This is a genomic window from Halomicrococcus gelatinilyticus (assembly GCA_024227995.1).
Classification (GTDB): domain Archaea; phylum Halobacteriota; class Halobacteria; order Halobacteriales; family Haladaptataceae; genus Halomicrococcus; species Halomicrococcus gelatinilyticus.
In genome coordinates, this window is record CP100466.1 from 248,554 (window position 1) to 263,487 (window position 14,934).

Sequence of the window (14,934 nt, forward strand, 5' to 3'; positions counted from 1 at the left end):
CGTACGACTCGCCTGCCGACGTCTCCGACGAGGGCGAACTCCCCTGGACCCAGAAGCTCGACATGACCGCCGTCAAGGAGGACCTCGGCTACGAACCGCAGTACGACCTCGAGAGCGGCTTCCGGAAGTACATAAACGTCCTCCGCGAGGAGGAGGGGCTCGACCCAATCGAGTAACGGTACGACGGAATTTCGGACGGCCTTTTCGTTTCGAGACCCGCGCGGTCACTCGTCGCGGCTCTCAAACACGTCCTCTTGCGGTGGTCGTGGGACGGCGACCAGGTCACCGACTACCAGATTCGCTGTGCGTTCTCGACCACGGTGGTGGCGACGTCCCGCATCCGATGAACTGTGATACCGATGGTGTACAGCGCTACCGCATCGGCAGGACAGTGCCCGGACTCGACCTCGCATCTCTTGTCGCGCCCTTCCCTACGGGGACGTGTGACCGCCGCGTTTCCGATACCAGACCCGCTCGCCGACGGGTGAGGCTCCCTCGTGGACGTCCAGTCGACTCACGAACAGGTCGCGAATGGCGAGCGTGACGACGAGGTCTCGTGTCTCGCCCCGTTCGGCGGTGACCGTGACGACACAGTGGCCGTCCCGCTCCTCGATCGATTCGATGGTCCCGACTGACCACTGGTCCCGGTGATGGGTCGGCTCCCGTGCGTGAATGCGGTCGTAACTCATGCTGGGGGCGTCAGGAGTCGGCCGGCGCTGACCGGTCGTCGGGTGCGACGGACCGTCAGCAGAGACGGCGAACGATTGTTGACGTGGAACGTCGCGTCGACACCACCCTGCGAGAGTTCGTCGACCACGTCCGCACCTGCCTGTGGATCTCGGCCGTGGACGATGCCGTCCGCACCGAGTCGGCCAGGCCTCAGCGCTGCGCCCCGCCCGACCCCGCTCGTCGATCCGGTGACCGGTGCTTGCAGCCCGGTACAGTCAGCGCTGGCAACACCCGCGAGGGTCTCTGGGAGTTCACTCATCACGTGTTACAGGGGCTCGACGGACAAAACGTCACCACCTCGGCCAGGAGCACCGCGGGTCGCGAGACGCTCCTCGCTTTCAGTAGCGTCTTGTAGCGACTTCTTCACTTCGCCCAGTTCGAGGGAGGCAGCGGGCGAGTATCGTCGGCGGTCGCCGTGGGCTATCGGTTACGCGTCCCCTGCAATGGGTCAGCGCTGGACCGCCAGGACGGGTGCGTCGATAGTCTGGATGACCTGCTCCGTGATGCTGCCGAAGATGAACCGTTCGACTCCGCCCCGGGCACGGGTACTCATGACCACGAGGTCGGCCCCAACCTCCGTCACGTACTCTGTGATGACACGGGCGGGGCTCCCGAACTCCACGACGACGGTCGCGTCGACGCCCACGGGAGCGTGTTCCTCGACGAGCCGTTCGGCCGTTGCCATCCGCTCACGTCTCCGCTTGTCGAGTTTCTCCTCGTCCCGGCCGGCGGTCCCGGGGCTGCTGGCGAGTTCGACGACCGACAGTACGTGTATCGCGGCGTCGTACCGTTTGGCGTGGCTGAACGCGTGGGCGGCGGCGTCGGTCGTCGCCTCGCTACCGTCTGTCGGGAGTAGGATGGTGTCGTACATCAGTCGAATCGAGGGTCGGTTGGTCTGGAGCTCATCCTTCGATTACTCTGGGGCGCTACTGTCGGCGGGCGATGAGCACTGCGTCAGCGAGCACGTCGTGGCCGATCGGGACGAGCTGTAACACCCCGCCGAGCACGAAGATGTTGGCAGTCACGAATCCAGCCAGCGGTCCGAGACTCGCGGCCAGCAGGCCGAGTGTCACCAGCCCGGTGGCGACGTAGACGAAACGCTCCTGATAGCGGATCTGTGGGCTCCTCCAGTTGTACAACCCAGTCACGAGGTAGCCGACCCCCATCACCGCCAGCCACGGGTGCCAGTACGCGTACGCGAGCAGCCCCGACGGGAGCGTTCCGGCGAGGGCGGCGACGTTGACCGCGGTCGCGACCACGTTGAGCCCGCCCCATATCAGCCAGACCCGGTTCCGGCGGACGGTCGGTGCGGTGTAGGTCACGCCGACGAACAGTATCCCACCGGTCAGGACGATCCACGTGAGGACGATCGACTGGATCAGCCCGACCGGAGCCAATCCGGGGTTCTGGCTGAACAGCCACGACAGCCCCCAGCCGAGCACTCCCTCGAGGAAGCCGACCAACAGCAGCCCGTCACCCGGAAGCGGCGGTGTCAACAGCCGCCGGAAGTATCGCGACAGAGCGACGCCAGATCGGTGGGCACGGCCCACAGCCACGACGAGTTCACCGGACACGGCTGCTCCGTTCGGGGGACGGTCCGTCTCCGTCGTCCTCGATCGTCCAGCAGTGACGGGCGCGTTTCATCGTCCACTCTAGAAGCCCCAGCCTGAAGACCCCGCGGTTTTGCCACCCGCTTCGTCCCGCCGGCGGTCACTTCGTGAATCACGACCACGCTCGTCCCTCCGCCTGGCACCGCTACCGTTCGAGTGATGGCTTTTCCGAGGGCAGACGTGTGTGACACCAGGGTTGGCCGCTTCTCGGGCAGGAACCCAGCGGCGACGTGCACCTTTTGTATCGAGACTGGACAGTGTCGATCTGGTGCCGATCCGGTCGTTGGTTGCCATGCTCCAGGTCAGTCCCTGGTTGATGCCCAGCAGGACGTTCCCGACGGTGATCCAGGCCCAGTTCGGGGCGAAGACGAGGATGACCGGGAGCGGAAGCGTGGTCGCCCGCTGGGCGACCAGAACGGGCTTGCGACCGTACTCCTCGCCCCACTTGCCGGCGTAGAGGTCGAGCAGTCCTTGACGAAACCGAACGTGACGACGAGACTGCTGTCAGATGTGGCGTTCACCGACGGTGCTACGACCGGTCGTCGCTCCCCACGAAGACGGTCATGTCCGTCTCCGACTCGTCGACGTCGCCGTACCAGCCGAACGTTGCGACGTCGAGTCCCAGGACCTCCAGCGCGCCGGTCACGACCTCGCGGTCGAAGTCGGTCAACTCGTGGACGTCGACGAAGAACTCGCCGTCGGGCGTGAAGATCAGCGAGTCCCAGCGGTACTGCCGGCCGTCCGTGGGTCGCCGCTGGACGAGGCGGGCGTACGTCCCCTCGGGCCGGTCGGACGTGTACAGTTGCATGGCCGTCGGCTCCTCGGGCCGCTCGTCCATCACGTCGAAGACGAGGAGGCCGCCGTCGGCCAGCGCGTCGACGAGCGCGCGCACGGTCGGCGCGAAGTCGTCCGGCGGCAGGTGGTTGACGACGGTGAACGGGACGAAGACGAGGTCGAACGCGCCCTCGACCGGCAGGTCCGGCAACTGGCCGACGCGGAAGTCGGCGTCGGACTTGGTGCGGGCGCGCTCGACCATGGCCTCGTAGCGGTCGACGCCCGTCACGTCGAACCCCCGGTCGCGCAGTCGCCTGCTGTGCTCGCCGGTGCCGCAGCCGACGACGAGCGCGCGGTCCCCGCCGTTGCCGCGCTCGTCGAACTGCTCGCAGACGAACGCGACCTCCCTGTCGTACTCCTTGTCGGCGTACAGCGCGTCGTAGACGTCCGGATGCTCCGCGTAGAGTGCTTCGCTCACGGTCTTCCGTACGCTGCCGCCCGGGATAAGGTTCTCAGTCCGACAGGTCGGTCTGTCGGTCCGGCGACGGTCGCCGGCCTACGCTCCGCCCTCGGGCGGCAACAGCGTCGAGACGCGGGCGTTCTCCTTCAGTCGGATACCGCCCGTGGGGACGGCGAGTGGCACGCGGTCCAGCGTCGCCACGCGGAGGCTGGGGTGGAACGCGCCGCGCTCCCGCAGGGCATCGCGGGGCTGGACCAGCAGCGGGCGGTCGGTCGCCAGGCGCTCGTTGTACGCCAGGAGGTACTGGCCGCCGTCGAGGTGCCACCACCGGTAGTCGTCGTCCGCGTCGCGCCACTGCTTCTCGTGGGGCGCGAGCTTCGCGTCCTGGAGTTCTCCGCCGCCGAAGTCGACGCGGCCGGGGCTCTCGACGACGCACACCTCGCTCACCGTGAGGTCGAGGCCGCGGTCGGTCACCTGTGTCTCCTCGTGGAGCAGGCCGTCGACGTAGCTCGTGAGGTCGCTCGGTTCCATGGCCGGTTCGACGGCCGCCAGCGCAAAAAGCTCCGGTCCTACTGGGTCTGGCTGTACTGCTCGACCCACTCCTGCAGCGTGATGCCCATCGCGGACTGGGTGATGGCGTTCGAACTCGCGGAGTTGGCGCTCTTGACGAGTTCCGCCTCGAGGGTGCGCTTGGGAACCTCGCCGAGGAAGTGGGGGATGGCGCGCTGGACAGCGAGCGGGCAGCCGACCTCGTGGGCGAGGGCGTATCCGGAGATGGAGTGGGGTATCTCCTCGGTCGCGTACGTCGGGTCCGGGTCGAGCAGCGCCTCGTCGTCGACGTGGTCGACGTACTCGTAGCACTTGCCCACGTCGTGGAGCAGGCAGGCGGCGATCACGACGTCCTCGTCGGGGTCGGCACCGTGGAAGTCGCGCTGTTCCACGACCGCGCGCTGGGCGATGCGGGTGACCCCGCGGACGTGCTCGACGTTCGTCACCTCGTGGATGTTCCACGCGTAGGGGATGTCCATGACGTCCCGCCAGCCGCCGCGTTCGAGGCCGAGCACCCACGCCTCGACGACCTTCTCGCGGAGGTCGTCGCTCTCGATGTCGTCGAGTTCGGGGAAGGCGTCCTCGACCTGCTCGCGGTAATCCGGACCGTCGTCTGTCATGCTTCAGGCGTCTGCGGGGGACCACCTAAGGGTTCGTGTCTCGGTAAACGCGGGCGAGCGGTACTGCGGGCGCTCGTCGGGCGTGGCTACCGGTCTAGTCGCTGGTCTCGTCCTTCTGGACGGTCTCCTGCCCGATGAAGCGGGGGCGCTCCTGCAGCGCGAGGAAGTTGTCGACGTCCTCGCGGGCCTCCCTGGCCTTGCCCTTGTCGGGGTCGTAGTCGCGGGAGCCCTCGCTGCCGAGCGCGTCGTAGAGCTTGTCGAGGTCCTCGAAGTACAGTTCGGCGATGCCGTCGAACTCGGCGTTCTCGGGGTCCGTCGGCAGCACCGTCGCGTAGCGGACGACGCCTTCTATCTCGCGGGCGATGGGGGTGTGGTTGTTCTGCCAGTAGTCGACGAACTCGTCGTGGCTCATCCCGTCCTGGCGCACGAGGAACGCCGAGTGCTTGTACAGCCCGGTGGTGTCGCCGTCGGTCTCGTCCTTCTGGACGATCTCCTCGCCGATGAAGCGGGGGCGCTCCTGGAGCGCGAGGAAGTTGTTCACGTCCTCGCGGGCCTCCTTTGCCTTTCCCTTGTCGGGGTCGTAGTCGCGGGAGCCCTCGCTGCCGAGCGCGTCGTAGAGCTTGTCGAGGTCCTCGAAGTACAGTTCGGCGATGCCGTCGAACTCGGCGTTCTCGGGGTCCGTCGGGAGGACGGTCTGGTACCGCGTGACGCCTTCTATCTCGCGGGCGATGGGGGTGTGGTTGTTCTGCCAGTAGTCGACGAACTCGTCGTGGCTCATCCCGTCCTGGCGCACCAGCAGTGCGACGTGCTTGTACATGTGTCGTGGCTCTACCGGTGTGCTGATAAATCGCCCGGACGCGGCCAATTGGGCACCCGTCTCGTGGCGGTCGCGCCGACGCGACCGTTCCACCCTCGTCCGGTTCCGGTGACGTCCGCCGCCTCCGCAATCGATTTGGTACCGTCGCGGGAAGAGGCTGACAGATGTCGAAGTCCAGCAGGTCGCGAGGTGGCGACGGATTCCGGAAGACGACGTTCACGGTTCGCTCGTTCCTGCCGGGGGTCGCCCGGTTCGTCCGGAACCTGCCGGCGCTCGTCCGTGCGCGGCGGGCCGATCGGGTCAGCGACGCCTTCGCGGAGAAGATCATGCTCGCCGTCACGGCGGTCAACGAGTGCCAGTACTGCACGCGCTATCACTCCGACCTCGCGCTCGAGACCGGGGTCGACGAGGGGACGGTGCGGCAGATCCTGGAGGGTGACGTCGGGACGGCGGTCGACGACGACGAACTGCCCGCGCTCGCGTTCGCCCAGCGGTACGCCGAGGCGGACGAGTCGCCCGGCCGGGAGGCCGTCACCGACCTGCGAGCGGCGTACGGTGCGGAGACGGCCGCGGACGTTCAGGCGTTCGTCCGCGCCATCTACTTCGGGAATCTGCTCGGTAACTCTTACGACGCGGTCCGGTTCGTGGCTGCCCGTCGCGTCCGGCGCGCCCGCCGCTGTCTCGAAGCGACGAGGACCGGCGTCGCGCGCGCCGCGGAACGGGTCCGCGAGCGGTGCCCCATCTGAACGTCAGCGATCGCGCCGCCGCCGTCTCGACGCGGCCTTCCGACCGGCTTACGGTCGTTTCTCGACATGTTCGTCTCGCTGGCGGGTTCCTCGTTCGCCCACGCCACGCCCTTCGTACAGAAGTGGAAGCAAACGGTCACATGTGTCCATTTACAGTAATTTCTGCTCCTGTGACGTAAATTTTGCCGTAGCTTTCTCGCATTTTCTTCCAGAGTTCTATCCGGGGGTACAAGTTCAGAAAACTTTATACAATCATTTATTATACCCCGTTTGTTCCGTGCTTCCATGGCGGACAGTGACGCGGACGATCCAACTGCATCAAGCACCAAGCGACGTGACCTGTTAGGGGCGGTAGGCGCCACTGGCGTGGCAGCGTTCGCTGGTTGTCTCAGCAACATCGGGGGTAGCGGCGGTGGCGGTAGCGTCGACACCGTGAAGTACGGCGTCCTCAATCCGATGACCGGGCCGTACGCCGGCCTGGCCGAGGAACAGCGGAAGGGGGCCAAACTCGCGGTGGAGACCATCAACGACAGCGACGAGTACGACTTCACCATCGACGCGGAGTACGGCGACACCCAGGCGAACGAGGCGAAGGGTCCACAGGAGGCCCGGAAGATCGTCCAGCAGCACGACGCTTCGTTCCTGATGGGTGCCATCTCCAGTTCCGTGGCCCTCGCGCTCAACGAGTTCGCGCAGGAGGAGGAGATCATCTACGCGCCGGGCGCCGCGGCGATCCCGGTCACCGGAAAGAACTGCAACGAGTACGTGTTCCGCGCCGAGACGAACACGGCCCAGATCGCGGAGGCGTGCGCCGTGTGGACCCAGAAGAACCTCGGTAGCGACGTCTGGTTCCACATCGCCGACTACGCCTACGGACAGTCCGTGCTCCGCGAGTTCCGGAACCGGATGAAGGAGTCCGACGCCGCGTTCAACGAGGTCGGCGTCACCAAGGCCGAACTCGGCGCGAAGAACTTCGACTCCTTCATCAGCCAGATGAAGAGCTCCGACGCCGAGGTCGCCGTCATCGGTGCGACCGGCGGCGACCTCATCAACTTCCTCAAGCAGGCCAAGAGCCAGGGCCTCCACGAGGAGATGGACATCATGACCTCGACGGGTAGCTTCCAGGTCGTGCGCGGGGCGCTGGGCGAGGCCGCCGACGGCATCTACAGCGGCACCCGGTACGTGCCGAAGGTCGAGACCGGTGACAACCAGGAGTTCGTGTCGGCGTTCGAGGAGAAACACGACTCCTCGCCGGACAGCTTCGCCCGCGTCGCCTACGATTCCATCCGGATGGTCGCCAACGGCGTCCGGGAGGCCGGCAGCACCGACCCGAACGAGGTCAAGGACACGCTCTCCGGAATGCAGATGGAGACGCTGTACGGCCAGAACCAGTTCCGGACCTGCGACCAGCAGGCGAAGAACCCCGTCTGGGTCGGAAAGAACGTGTACAACGGGGGCAAGATGGCGGACGTCGAGCTCATCGAGAAGGTGAGCGGCGACGACGCTATCCCGCCCTGTGACACCACCGGGTGCTCGCTCTGATATGGCCGGCGCACTCGTCGAACAGTTCCTCAACGGGCTGACCATCGGCGCAGTGTACGTGCTGCTCGCCGCCGGTCTGTCCATCATCTTCGGCGTGATGGACGTCATCAACTTCGCCCACGGCGAGTTCTTCGCGCTCGGTGCGTACCTCGCGGTCGCCATCGTCGCCGTCGGGACCGGCGGGAGTGCCTTCTGGGTCGCGCTCGTCGTCGCACCGCTGCTCGTCGGCCTCGTCGGGGCCGTCGTCGAGCGCTGGACGGTCAGGAAGCTGTACGGGCGCAACCCGCTCTACCACATCCTGCTCACGTTCGGCCTCGTGCTCGTGTTCAAGGACGCCATCGAACTGTTCTGGGGGCCGAACCCGCGGTCGCTGGCCCAGCCGCCGATGCTGCAGGGGCCCGTGGCGCTGCCCGGCTTCAGCTACCCGAAGTACAACCTCTTCGTCATCGCCATCGGCGTCTTCACCGCCGTCGGGACGTGGCTGCTCCTGAACCGGACGCGGTTCGGTCTGGTCGTCCGCGCGGGGTCGCAGGACCGCGAGATGGTCCGTCACCTCGGCATCGACATCGACCGCTACTACACGTTCGTGTTCGCGTTCGGCACGATGCTGGCCGCGGTCGCCGGCATCGTCCTCGGCGCGAAACAGAGCGTCAGCCCCGGGATGGGCGGCTCCATCATCATCCCGGCGTTCGTCATCGTCGTCCTCGGCGGTCTCGGGAGCTTCCGCGGCGCGGTCGTCGGCGGGTTCACCGTCGGTGTCGTCCAGACGTTCTTCCGGAGCCCACCCTTCGGTCTCGACGCGGTCCTGCCGAACCTCGAAGGACTGGTCGTCTTCCTGCTGATGATCGGCGTCCTGCTCGTCCGGCCGCAGGGCCTGTTCGGCGACCCAGAGTGGGAGGCGAGCGGCGACCTGCTGACCGGCGGGCGGAGCGTGTTCGGCCCGCAGACGCGCAAGCGCCTCGGCGTCGCGCTCGTCGCGCTGCTCGCCATCGCGCCGCTGGGCATCGGCGTCCTCTACTCGTCGTACCTGGTCAACTCGCTGCTGCTGACCATCTTCGTCTGGGCGCTGTTCGCGCTCAGCCTCGACTTCGTGATGGGCTACGCGGGACTGGTGTCGCTCGGCCACGTCCTCTTCTTCGGGCTGGGCGCGTACGGCACCGTCCTCACCGTCCAGCACGCTGTCCCGTCGGTGTACGTCGCGCTGGCGGTCGGCATCGGTATCGCGGCGGTCGTCGCCTGGGTGGTCGGCTACCTCTCCATCCGGGTCTCCGGCGTCTACTTCTCGATGATCACGCTCGGATTCGCCGAGTTGTTCTACCAGCTCGTCGGCAACATGTCGATCACGGGCGGCAGCGACGGCCTGTTCGGCTTCGACCCCGTCTACGGCCTGTTCGGCGGCCCGGAGGTCGGCAACTTCGCGCTGCTCGGCGACATCCACCTGTTCTACTACTTCGTCCTGGCGGCCGTGGTCGCCTCCTACCTGCTCGCGCGCCGGCTGATGTCGGCGCCGTTCGGCAGCGTGCTCCAGGGCATCCGCGAGAGCGAGGAACGGGCGTCGTTCATCGGGTACGACGTCACCGCGTACCGCCGACAGGCATTCGTCGTCAGCGGGGCCATCGCCGGTCTCGCGGGCGGACTGTCGGCCATCCAGACCGGCGGCGTCGCGCCGTCGTTCCTCGCGTGGATCCGCTCCGGCGAGGTCGTCGTCATGACGATACTCGGCGGCATGGGGACCCTCTACGGACCGATGCTCGGTGCCGGCGTCTTCTGGGGGCTCGAAGAGCTCCTGCTGACGCTCGGCGACACCTTCCAGGGCGTCCACCTGCTCGGGCTCGACCTCGGACTCGTGTTCGAGCAGTGGCAGGGCATCCTCGGGCTGGTGTTCGTCGGCTTCGTCATCTTCGTTCCCCGCGGGCTGGTGTCGGTTCCGGAACTGCTGGCCGACCGCTTCGACCGCTTCGGCGGCGGCCCGGGGCAGGCCGAGCCCGACTCGGTCGCCGACAGGGAGGTGAGCGACTGATGGCGGTGCTCGAAACGGACGGGCTGGTCCGCCAGTTCGGCGAACTCGTCGCCGTCGACCACGTCGACCTCTCGGTCGAGGCCGGCGAGTTCCGCTGCGTCATCGGTCCGAACGGGGCCGGCAAGACGACGCTGTTCAACCTCATCTCCGGCGCGCTCTCGCCGACGGACGGGACGATCCGCTTCGACGGCGAGGACGTGTCCCAGCTTCCGCCGAACGAGCGCGTCCGGCGCGGCATCGGGCGCTCGTTCCAGATAACCACCGTCTTCGGCGGGCTGAGCGTCCGCGAGAACGTCCGCCTCGCCACGCAGTCGGCGATGGACGAGACGATCACGGCGGGCGACCGCTTCTTCCGCAGTTCGGACAGCTTCCCGGACGTCGAGGAGCGCGTCGAGGACGTGCTCGGCCGCGTCGAACTCGCGGACCGCGCCGACGAGACGGCGGCGGCACTCGCGTACGGCGACCGCCGCCGCCTGGAGATCGGCCTCGTCCTCGCGACCGACCCGAAGGTCGTCCTGCTGGACGAGCCGACCGCCGGGATGAGCGTCGAGGAGACGGAGGCGACGATGGAGCTCGTCGCCGACGTCCTCTCCGAACGCACGCTACTGCTGATCGAACACGACATCGACATGGTGATGAACGTCTCCGACAGGATAACCGTGCTCGACCGCGGCCAGGAACTGGCGACCGGAACGCCGGAGGAGGTCGCCGCGAACGAAGACGTCCAGGACGCCTACCTGGGCGGAGGTGGTCACTGATGCTGTCCGTCGAGAACCTCCGCGCCGGCTACGGCGAGACGGAGGTGCTCTCGGGCATCTCGCTCGACGTCGAGGAGGGCGAGATCGTCACGCTCGTGGGCCGCAACGGCGTCGGCAAGACGACGACGCTGCGCAGCATCACCGGTGCGCTCGAACCGACCGCCGGGACCGTCCGCTACGACGGCGAGGACGTGACGGGCCTGTCGCCGGTCGAGACGGCGCGCCGCGGCCTCGCGCTGGTGCCCGAGGAGCGCCGCGTCTTCCCCGGGCTCACCGTCCGCGAGAACCTCTCCGTCGGCGCGCTCGGCGGCGGCGACAGCGCCTTCCGGCGCGACGTCGACTCCGTCCTCGACACCTTCGAGAACCTCCGGGAGCGCCAGGACAACCGCGGAACGGACCTCTCCGGCGGCGAGCAGCAGATGCTCTCCATCGCTCGGGCGCTCGTCTGCGGCGCCGACGTGCTCCTGCTGGACGAACCCACGGAGGGGCTGGCGCCGCTCATCGTCGAGCGCGTGGCCGACCTCGTCGAGGAACTGAACGAGGAGGGCATCACCGTCCTGCTCGTCGAGCAGAACGTCGCCGTCGCGCTCGATCTGGCCGACCGCGCGTTCCTCCTCGACCAGAGCGGCATCGTCTTCGAGGGGTCGCCCGAGGAACTGCGCGACGACGAGGAGACGATGGACCGCCACCTCGGCATCAGCCTCTAGCGGCAGGACGCCGCGGTCCGCATCGCTGCTTTCCTTCTCTGTCGCGGTTCTCGAACGGTGGTGTCTTTCGCCGCTCCTGCTGAAGACAGGGCGCACATCGGGCATCGTAGACCCATCGACACCGCTTCGAACGGCTGTACCAATCGGTTGAAATTGGACTCGGCGGATCAAGAACGCACGGGTATCTACCGATACTTCTGTCGTGGTCGACCCATGATTACAGCCTCGTCGTCGTCCGGCGGTTCCGACCAACTAAGTTTGTTCCTTCCCTACCCTCGACACCGTGCGATCTTTCGTTATCTCGGGTCTATCAGGGAGCGGCAAGACGACGGCCGGTGAGTATGCGAAGCGGTGGGGGTACGACACAGTGTCCGTTGGCGATACCGTGCGACAGGCGTATGACGAGCAGGACCGGGACGAGTCGGTCGGTGAGTTCGTGCTACGAATACACGAAGAGAGTGGACGGACAGCGTTTGTCCAGGAGGTGCTCACGGAACTGGACCAGCGACTGGTCCGGCGCGGTGACGCCCCGACTGGCGTCGTCATCGAGGGAGTCCACTCAAAGACGTCGGTCGAGGCTGTCCGTGACCGGTTTGGACCGACGCCAGTCGTGTGGGTCCAGGCGCCGCTGCCACTTCGCCTCCAGCGGTACCGGCGGCGTGACGAGGGTCACACGTCGGCCGACCTCTTGTGTCGCGATCTCCGGGAGTTGAACAGTGGGATGTCGGACCTCGCGGCACCATTCGGTCACGATTACCACGTCCTCAACGACGGGTCGCGCCAGGCCTTCGAGGAACGCCTCGCTGCCATCTTTGAGTGATTCACTCGCCGAGCCGGTGCCCGTTCACGTACACGTCCTCGGCTGGCCCGCGCCCATCGTGGTAGTCGTCGTCGTACTCCATGAGCTGGAAGAGCGCGCCCGTCGGGTTCGACGGCGAGACGAACGCCTCGGTCCAGGTGTCGAACTCGGCGCGGTCGACGACCCGGAACCCGCTCTCTTCGAGCGCCGCGACGACGGCGTCGATGTCGGCCACCTCCAGCGTGACGTGGTGGAGTCCCGGCCCGTTCCGGTCGAGGAAGTCGGTGAGGAAGGTGTCCTCGGCGACCGGTTCGATGAGCTCCAGCCGGGAGGCGTCGCCGAGGCGGTAGTAGGCCCAGCGGAACCGGTCCTCGACGGTCTCGTCGGTCAGCTTCTCGCAGCCGAGCGCCTGCAGGAACGGCTCGGCCGTCTCGACGTCGGTCACGGCGATGCCGACGTGGTCCACTCTTATCGGCGTGTCGTGTGCTGTCATCGTCCGTGCGGACGGAGACGGGGACCTTGATTCTGTGGTTCGGTGGCGCGCGAATCGTCACCAGGGAACGACGTTCGGGAAATTTCTTTACGGCGGCCCGAGTAGCCGCCGGCATGGGCTTGTATCAGCGCGACTTCATGGAAGGAACCCGAGGAACGATGGGCGTCGACTGGGAGGAACGCATCGACTTCCAGCGCATGCGCGAGGAGCGCAAGGAGCGCGCCCTGGAGCGGATGCGCGAGGCCGGCCTCGGCAGCATGCTCCTCATCAACGACCCGAACGTCCGGTACGTGACGGGGCTCGCGATGACCGGCGGCTCCGGCGCGGACCACTACACGCTGCTCACCGAGGACGGGGACGTCGTCCACTGGGACACCGCCGACCACGCGAGCAACCAGCGGTTCAACTGCCCGTGGCTCGACGACGTCCGCTACGCGTGTCCCGGCCTCGGTAACGTTCCCCGCGCGTCCGGGCGCGACTCGGCGCGCAACTGGCTGAAGGGCAAGATGGCCGGCCTCGTCGTCGAGGCCATGGAGGAGTACGGCGTCCACAAGGAGCCGATGGGCATCGACGTGGGCAACCAGCACCTCATCTCGGAGTTCGAGGACCGCGGCGTCGACGTCCGCCCCGGCGAGTGCGTGCAGGTGATGGAGGACGCCCGGAAGATAAAGACCCGCGACGAGATCGAGGCGCTGCGGATGGTCGCCGCCATCATCGAGGGCGGGTTCCAGCGCATCAAGGAGACCGCCCGCCCCGGCATGCGCGAGTCGGAGGTCTGGGGCGAGGCCACCAAGGAGCTCTGGAGCCTCGGCGCGATGGTCCAGGGCGGCTACCTCACCTCCGGCCCGAACACGTGGCCGAAGCACCAGGCCAACACCACCGACCGCATCATCCGTCCCGGCGACCTCGTTTACGCCGACTTCTACAACATCGGCTTCATGGGCTACCGTTCCTGCTACTACCGCACCTTCAGCATGGGCGAGCCCACCCAGGCCCAGAAAGACGCCTACGAGACCGCGCGCGACAACCTCTACGACGTGCTCGAACGCATCGAGCCGGGCGTCACCACCGACGAGATAGCGAAGGGCTTCCCGGACATGGCGGGCGAGCACGCCGACTGGTACGACGCCGACGAGCACTGGCAGATGACGACCAACCACTGGGCGCACGGCCTCGGCCTCCAGCTCTACGAGGTGCCGCTCATCTGGCGCGGCCTCTCGCCCGACCACCCCATCGAGATCGAGGAGGGCATGACCATGGCCGTCGAGACGATGGAGCCCGCCGACCGCCAGGGCGTCCGCGTCGAGGAGATGGTCGTCGTCCGGGAGAACGGCGTCGAGGTCCTCAGCCAGTGGCCGGTCGAGGAGATCACGACCATCGACTACTGACGGGACGCTTCCTCCCTCTTCCCGCGTTTCCGATTCGGCGACGACGCCCTCCGCTGTGGCTGCCATCTCGTCGCGTGATGACATTTAACACGGGGGCCTGCGAAGCCCCCCACATGACGTCAGAGACAACCGAACAGTGGGAGACCGTCGAGACCAGCCGCGACGGCTACGTCGGTCGCATCACGCTCTCGCGGCCCGACGCGATGAACACATTCAGCACCGGCCTCGCGCAGGACCTGGACGAGGCGCTGCACGCGCTCGACGAGGACCCGGACGTCAGGGCGATAATCGTCGACGGGGCGGGCGACACCTTCTCCGCCGGCATCGACGTCTCCGAGCACGCCGACCACGAGACGGAGGCGGAGTACGAGACGTGGGTGGCGCGCATGGAGGAGCCGTTCCACACCCTGACCGAGATGTCGACGCCCGTCGTCGCCGCGGTGCACGGCCACGCGGCCGCCAACGGCATCGGCCTGGTCGCCGCCTGCGACCTGGCGGTGGCCGCCGAGGGAACGCAGTTCGGCGCGACGGCCCCGAAGGTCGGTCTCTTCTGCATGGGGCCGGCCGTGCCGCTGATGCAGTCGCTCGAACGGAAGCGCGTCCTCGAACTGATACTGACCGGCGAACTGATCGACGCGGAGACTGCGCTGGACTGGGGGCTGCTCAACCGCGTCGTCCCCGACGGCGAGCACCTGGACGCGGCCGGGGACCTCGCGGAGACCATCGCGTCGAAGAGCCCGACGGCGGTCCAGATGGGCAAGGCGGCGTTCTACGAGATGGTCGACATGGAGTACGACGCGGCGCTGGACTACTCGAACGAGCGGTTCGCCGCGCTCTGTGCGACCGAGGACGCCGGCGAGGGCATCGCGGCCTTCCTCGACGGCGAACCGCTCGACGCCGACGAGTGGCCCGGGCGGTAGCG

Annotated in this window: 16 protein-coding genes and 2 pseudogenes; 9 read left to right on the forward strand and 9 right to left on the reverse strand. The window is 67.3% G+C overall.

Features of this window, described 5'->3' with window-relative positions:
- Positions 1–5 precede the first annotated feature (5 nt).
- Positions 6–176: pseudogene (locus NKT36_RS16415) on the forward strand (UDP-glucose 4-epimerase); the annotation flags it as partial.
- A 255-nt stretch (positions 177–431) separates the two neighbouring features.
- Here the strand turns inward: NKT36_RS16415 and NKT36_RS16420 are convergent.
- From NKT36_RS16420 to NKT36_RS16455, 8 genes and pseudogenes are all read right to left on the reverse strand, one after another.
- On the reverse strand, positions 432–689 hold the full coding sequence (locus NKT36_RS16420) for a DUF7861 family protein (RefSeq protein WP_327053465.1): 258 nt from the start codon (positions 687–689) through the stop codon (positions 432–434).
- 488 nt (positions 690–1,177) lie between these two features.
- Positions 1,178–1,600 (reverse strand): universal stress protein, encoded by a 423-nt coding sequence (locus NKT36_RS16425; RefSeq protein WP_327053466.1) that lies wholly within the window; start codon positions 1,598–1,600, stop codon positions 1,178–1,180.
- Positions 1,601–1,655: 55 nt separating this feature from the next.
- Positions 1,656–2,192 (reverse strand): hypothetical protein, encoded by a 537-nt coding sequence (locus tag NKT36_RS16430; RefSeq protein ID WP_327053467.1) that lies wholly within the window; start codon positions 2,190–2,192, stop codon positions 1,656–1,658.
- Between the two features lie 420 nt (positions 2,193–2,612).
- Positions 2,613–2,839 (reverse strand): annotated as a pseudogene (locus NKT36_RS16435) (MFS transporter); the annotation flags it as partial.
- A 29-nt stretch (positions 2,840–2,868) separates the two neighbouring features.
- Complete coding sequence (locus NKT36_RS16440; RefSeq protein WP_327053468.1) at positions 2,869–3,591, reverse strand: class I SAM-dependent methyltransferase; 723 nt, start codon at positions 3,589–3,591, stop codon at positions 2,869–2,871.
- Positions 3,592–3,669: 78 nt separating this feature from the next.
- Complete coding sequence (locus NKT36_RS16445; RefSeq protein WP_327053469.1) at positions 3,670–4,104, reverse strand: dCTP deaminase/dUTPase family protein; 435 nt, start codon at positions 4,102–4,104, stop codon at positions 3,670–3,672.
- A 38-nt stretch (positions 4,105–4,142) separates the two neighbouring features.
- Positions 4,143–4,742, reverse strand: a complete 600-nt coding sequence (locus NKT36_RS16450) for an HD domain-containing protein (protein WP_327053470.1) — start codon at positions 4,740–4,742, stop codon at positions 4,143–4,145.
- A gap of 94 nt (positions 4,743–4,836) precedes the next feature.
- Positions 4,837–5,559, reverse strand: a complete 723-nt coding sequence (locus NKT36_RS16455; RefSeq protein ID WP_327053471.1) for an EthD domain-containing protein — start codon at positions 5,557–5,559, stop codon at positions 4,837–4,839.
- A 164-nt stretch (positions 5,560–5,723) separates the two neighbouring features.
- Here NKT36_RS16455 and NKT36_RS16460 point away from each other — a divergent pair, with 164 nt between their 5' ends.
- The 6 genes from NKT36_RS16460 to NKT36_RS16485 all read left to right on the forward strand — a co-directional run bounded on the left by NKT36_RS16460 (position 5,724) and on the right by NKT36_RS16485 (position 12,152).
- The gene (locus tag NKT36_RS16460; protein WP_327053472.1) at positions 5,724–6,305 is read left to right on the forward strand and encodes a carboxymuconolactone decarboxylase family protein; all 582 of its coding nucleotides are present in this window, start codon (positions 5,724–5,726) and stop codon (positions 6,303–6,305) included.
- Positions 6,306–6,590: 285 nt separating this feature from the next.
- A complete protein-coding gene (locus NKT36_RS16465; protein WP_407652239.1) occupies positions 6,591–7,847 on the forward strand; it encodes an ABC transporter substrate-binding protein in 1,257 nt (418 codons plus the stop codon).
- A 1-nt stretch (position 7,848) separates the two neighbouring features.
- On the forward strand, positions 7,849–9,867 hold the full coding sequence (locus tag NKT36_RS16470; RefSeq protein ID WP_327053474.1) for an ABC transporter permease: 2,019 nt from the start codon (positions 7,849–7,851) through the stop codon (positions 9,865–9,867).
- Complete coding sequence (locus NKT36_RS16475) at positions 9,867–10,625, forward strand: ABC transporter ATP-binding protein (RefSeq protein ID WP_327053475.1); 759 nt, start codon at positions 9,867–9,869, stop codon at positions 10,623–10,625. Before NKT36_RS16470 ends, NKT36_RS16475 begins: the two co-directional genes overlap by 1 nt.
- Positions 10,625–11,332, forward strand: coding sequence for an ABC transporter ATP-binding protein (locus NKT36_RS16480; protein ID WP_327053476.1), 708 nt, complete (start codon positions 10,625–10,627; stop codon positions 11,330–11,332). The genes NKT36_RS16475 and NKT36_RS16480 overlap by 1 nt, the downstream gene beginning before the upstream one ends.
- Before the next feature lie 283 nt (positions 11,333–11,615).
- On the forward strand, positions 11,616–12,152 hold the full coding sequence (locus NKT36_RS16485) for an AAA family ATPase (RefSeq protein ID WP_327053477.1): 537 nt from the start codon (positions 11,616–11,618) through the stop codon (positions 12,150–12,152).
- A gap of 1 nt (position 12,153) precedes the next feature.
- On the opposite strand, the gene NKT36_RS16490 is transcribed toward NKT36_RS16485, so the two are convergent.
- On the reverse strand, positions 12,154–12,624 hold the full coding sequence (locus NKT36_RS16490) for a VOC family protein (RefSeq protein ID WP_327053478.1): 471 nt from the start codon (positions 12,622–12,624) through the stop codon (positions 12,154–12,156).
- 113 nt (positions 12,625–12,737) lie between these two features.
- Here NKT36_RS16490 and NKT36_RS16495 point away from each other — a divergent pair, with 113 nt between their 5' ends.
- A complete protein-coding gene (locus NKT36_RS16495) occupies positions 12,738–14,012 on the forward strand; it encodes a M24 family metallopeptidase (RefSeq protein WP_327053479.1) in 1,275 nt (424 codons plus the stop codon).
- 113 nt (positions 14,013–14,125) lie between these two features.
- Positions 14,126–14,932, forward strand: a complete 807-nt coding sequence (locus NKT36_RS16500) for an enoyl-CoA hydratase/isomerase family protein (RefSeq protein ID WP_327053480.1) — start codon at positions 14,126–14,128, stop codon at positions 14,930–14,932.
- Positions 14,933–14,934: the final 2 nt, after the last annotated feature.

What these genes read in the sequence shown, in the direction of transcription:
- NKT36_RS16450 (WP_327053470.1), bottom strand. Translation starts at nt 4,742, where the DNA reads ATGACAGACGACGGTCCGGATTACCGCGAGCAGGTCGAGGACGCCTTC.
- NKT36_RS16475 (WP_327053475.1), top strand. Translation starts at nt 9,867, where the DNA reads ATGGCGGTGCTCGAAACGGACGGGCTGGTCCGCCAGTTCGGCGAACTC.
- NKT36_RS16455 (WP_327053471.1), bottom strand. Translation starts at nt 5,559, where the DNA reads ATGTACAAGCACGTCGCACTGCTGGTGCGCCAGGACGGGATGAGCCAC.
- NKT36_RS16465 (WP_407652239.1), top strand. Translation starts at nt 6,591, where the DNA reads ATGGCGGACAGTGACGCGGACGATCCAACTGCATCAAGCACCAAGCGA.
- NKT36_RS16460 (WP_327053472.1), top strand. Translation starts at nt 5,724, where the DNA reads ATGTCGAAGTCCAGCAGGTCGCGAGGTGGCGACGGATTCCGGAAGACG.
- NKT36_RS16495 (WP_327053479.1), top strand. Translation starts at nt 12,738, where the DNA reads ATGGGCTTGTATCAGCGCGACTTCATGGAAGGAACCCGAGGAACGATG.
- NKT36_RS16470 (WP_327053474.1), top strand. Translation starts at nt 7,849, where the DNA reads ATGGCCGGCGCACTCGTCGAACAGTTCCTCAACGGGCTGACCATCGGC.
- NKT36_RS16500 (WP_327053480.1), top strand. Translation starts at nt 14,126, where the DNA reads ATGACGTCAGAGACAACCGAACAGTGGGAGACCGTCGAGACCAGCCGC.
- NKT36_RS16420 (WP_327053465.1), bottom strand. Translation starts at nt 689, where the DNA reads ATGAGTTACGACCGCATTCACGCACGGGAGCCGACCCATCACCGGGAC.
- NKT36_RS16425 (WP_327053466.1), bottom strand. Translation starts at nt 1,600, where the DNA reads ATGTACGACACCATCCTACTCCCGACAGACGGTAGCGAGGCGACGACC.
- NKT36_RS16480 (WP_327053476.1), top strand. Translation starts at nt 10,625, where the DNA reads ATGCTGTCCGTCGAGAACCTCCGCGCCGGCTACGGCGAGACGGAGGTG.
- NKT36_RS16490 (WP_327053478.1), bottom strand. Translation starts at nt 12,624, where the DNA reads ATGACAGCACACGACACGCCGATAAGAGTGGACCACGTCGGCATCGCC.
- NKT36_RS16445 (WP_327053469.1), bottom strand. Translation starts at nt 4,104, where the DNA reads ATGGAACCGAGCGACCTCACGAGCTACGTCGACGGCCTGCTCCACGAG.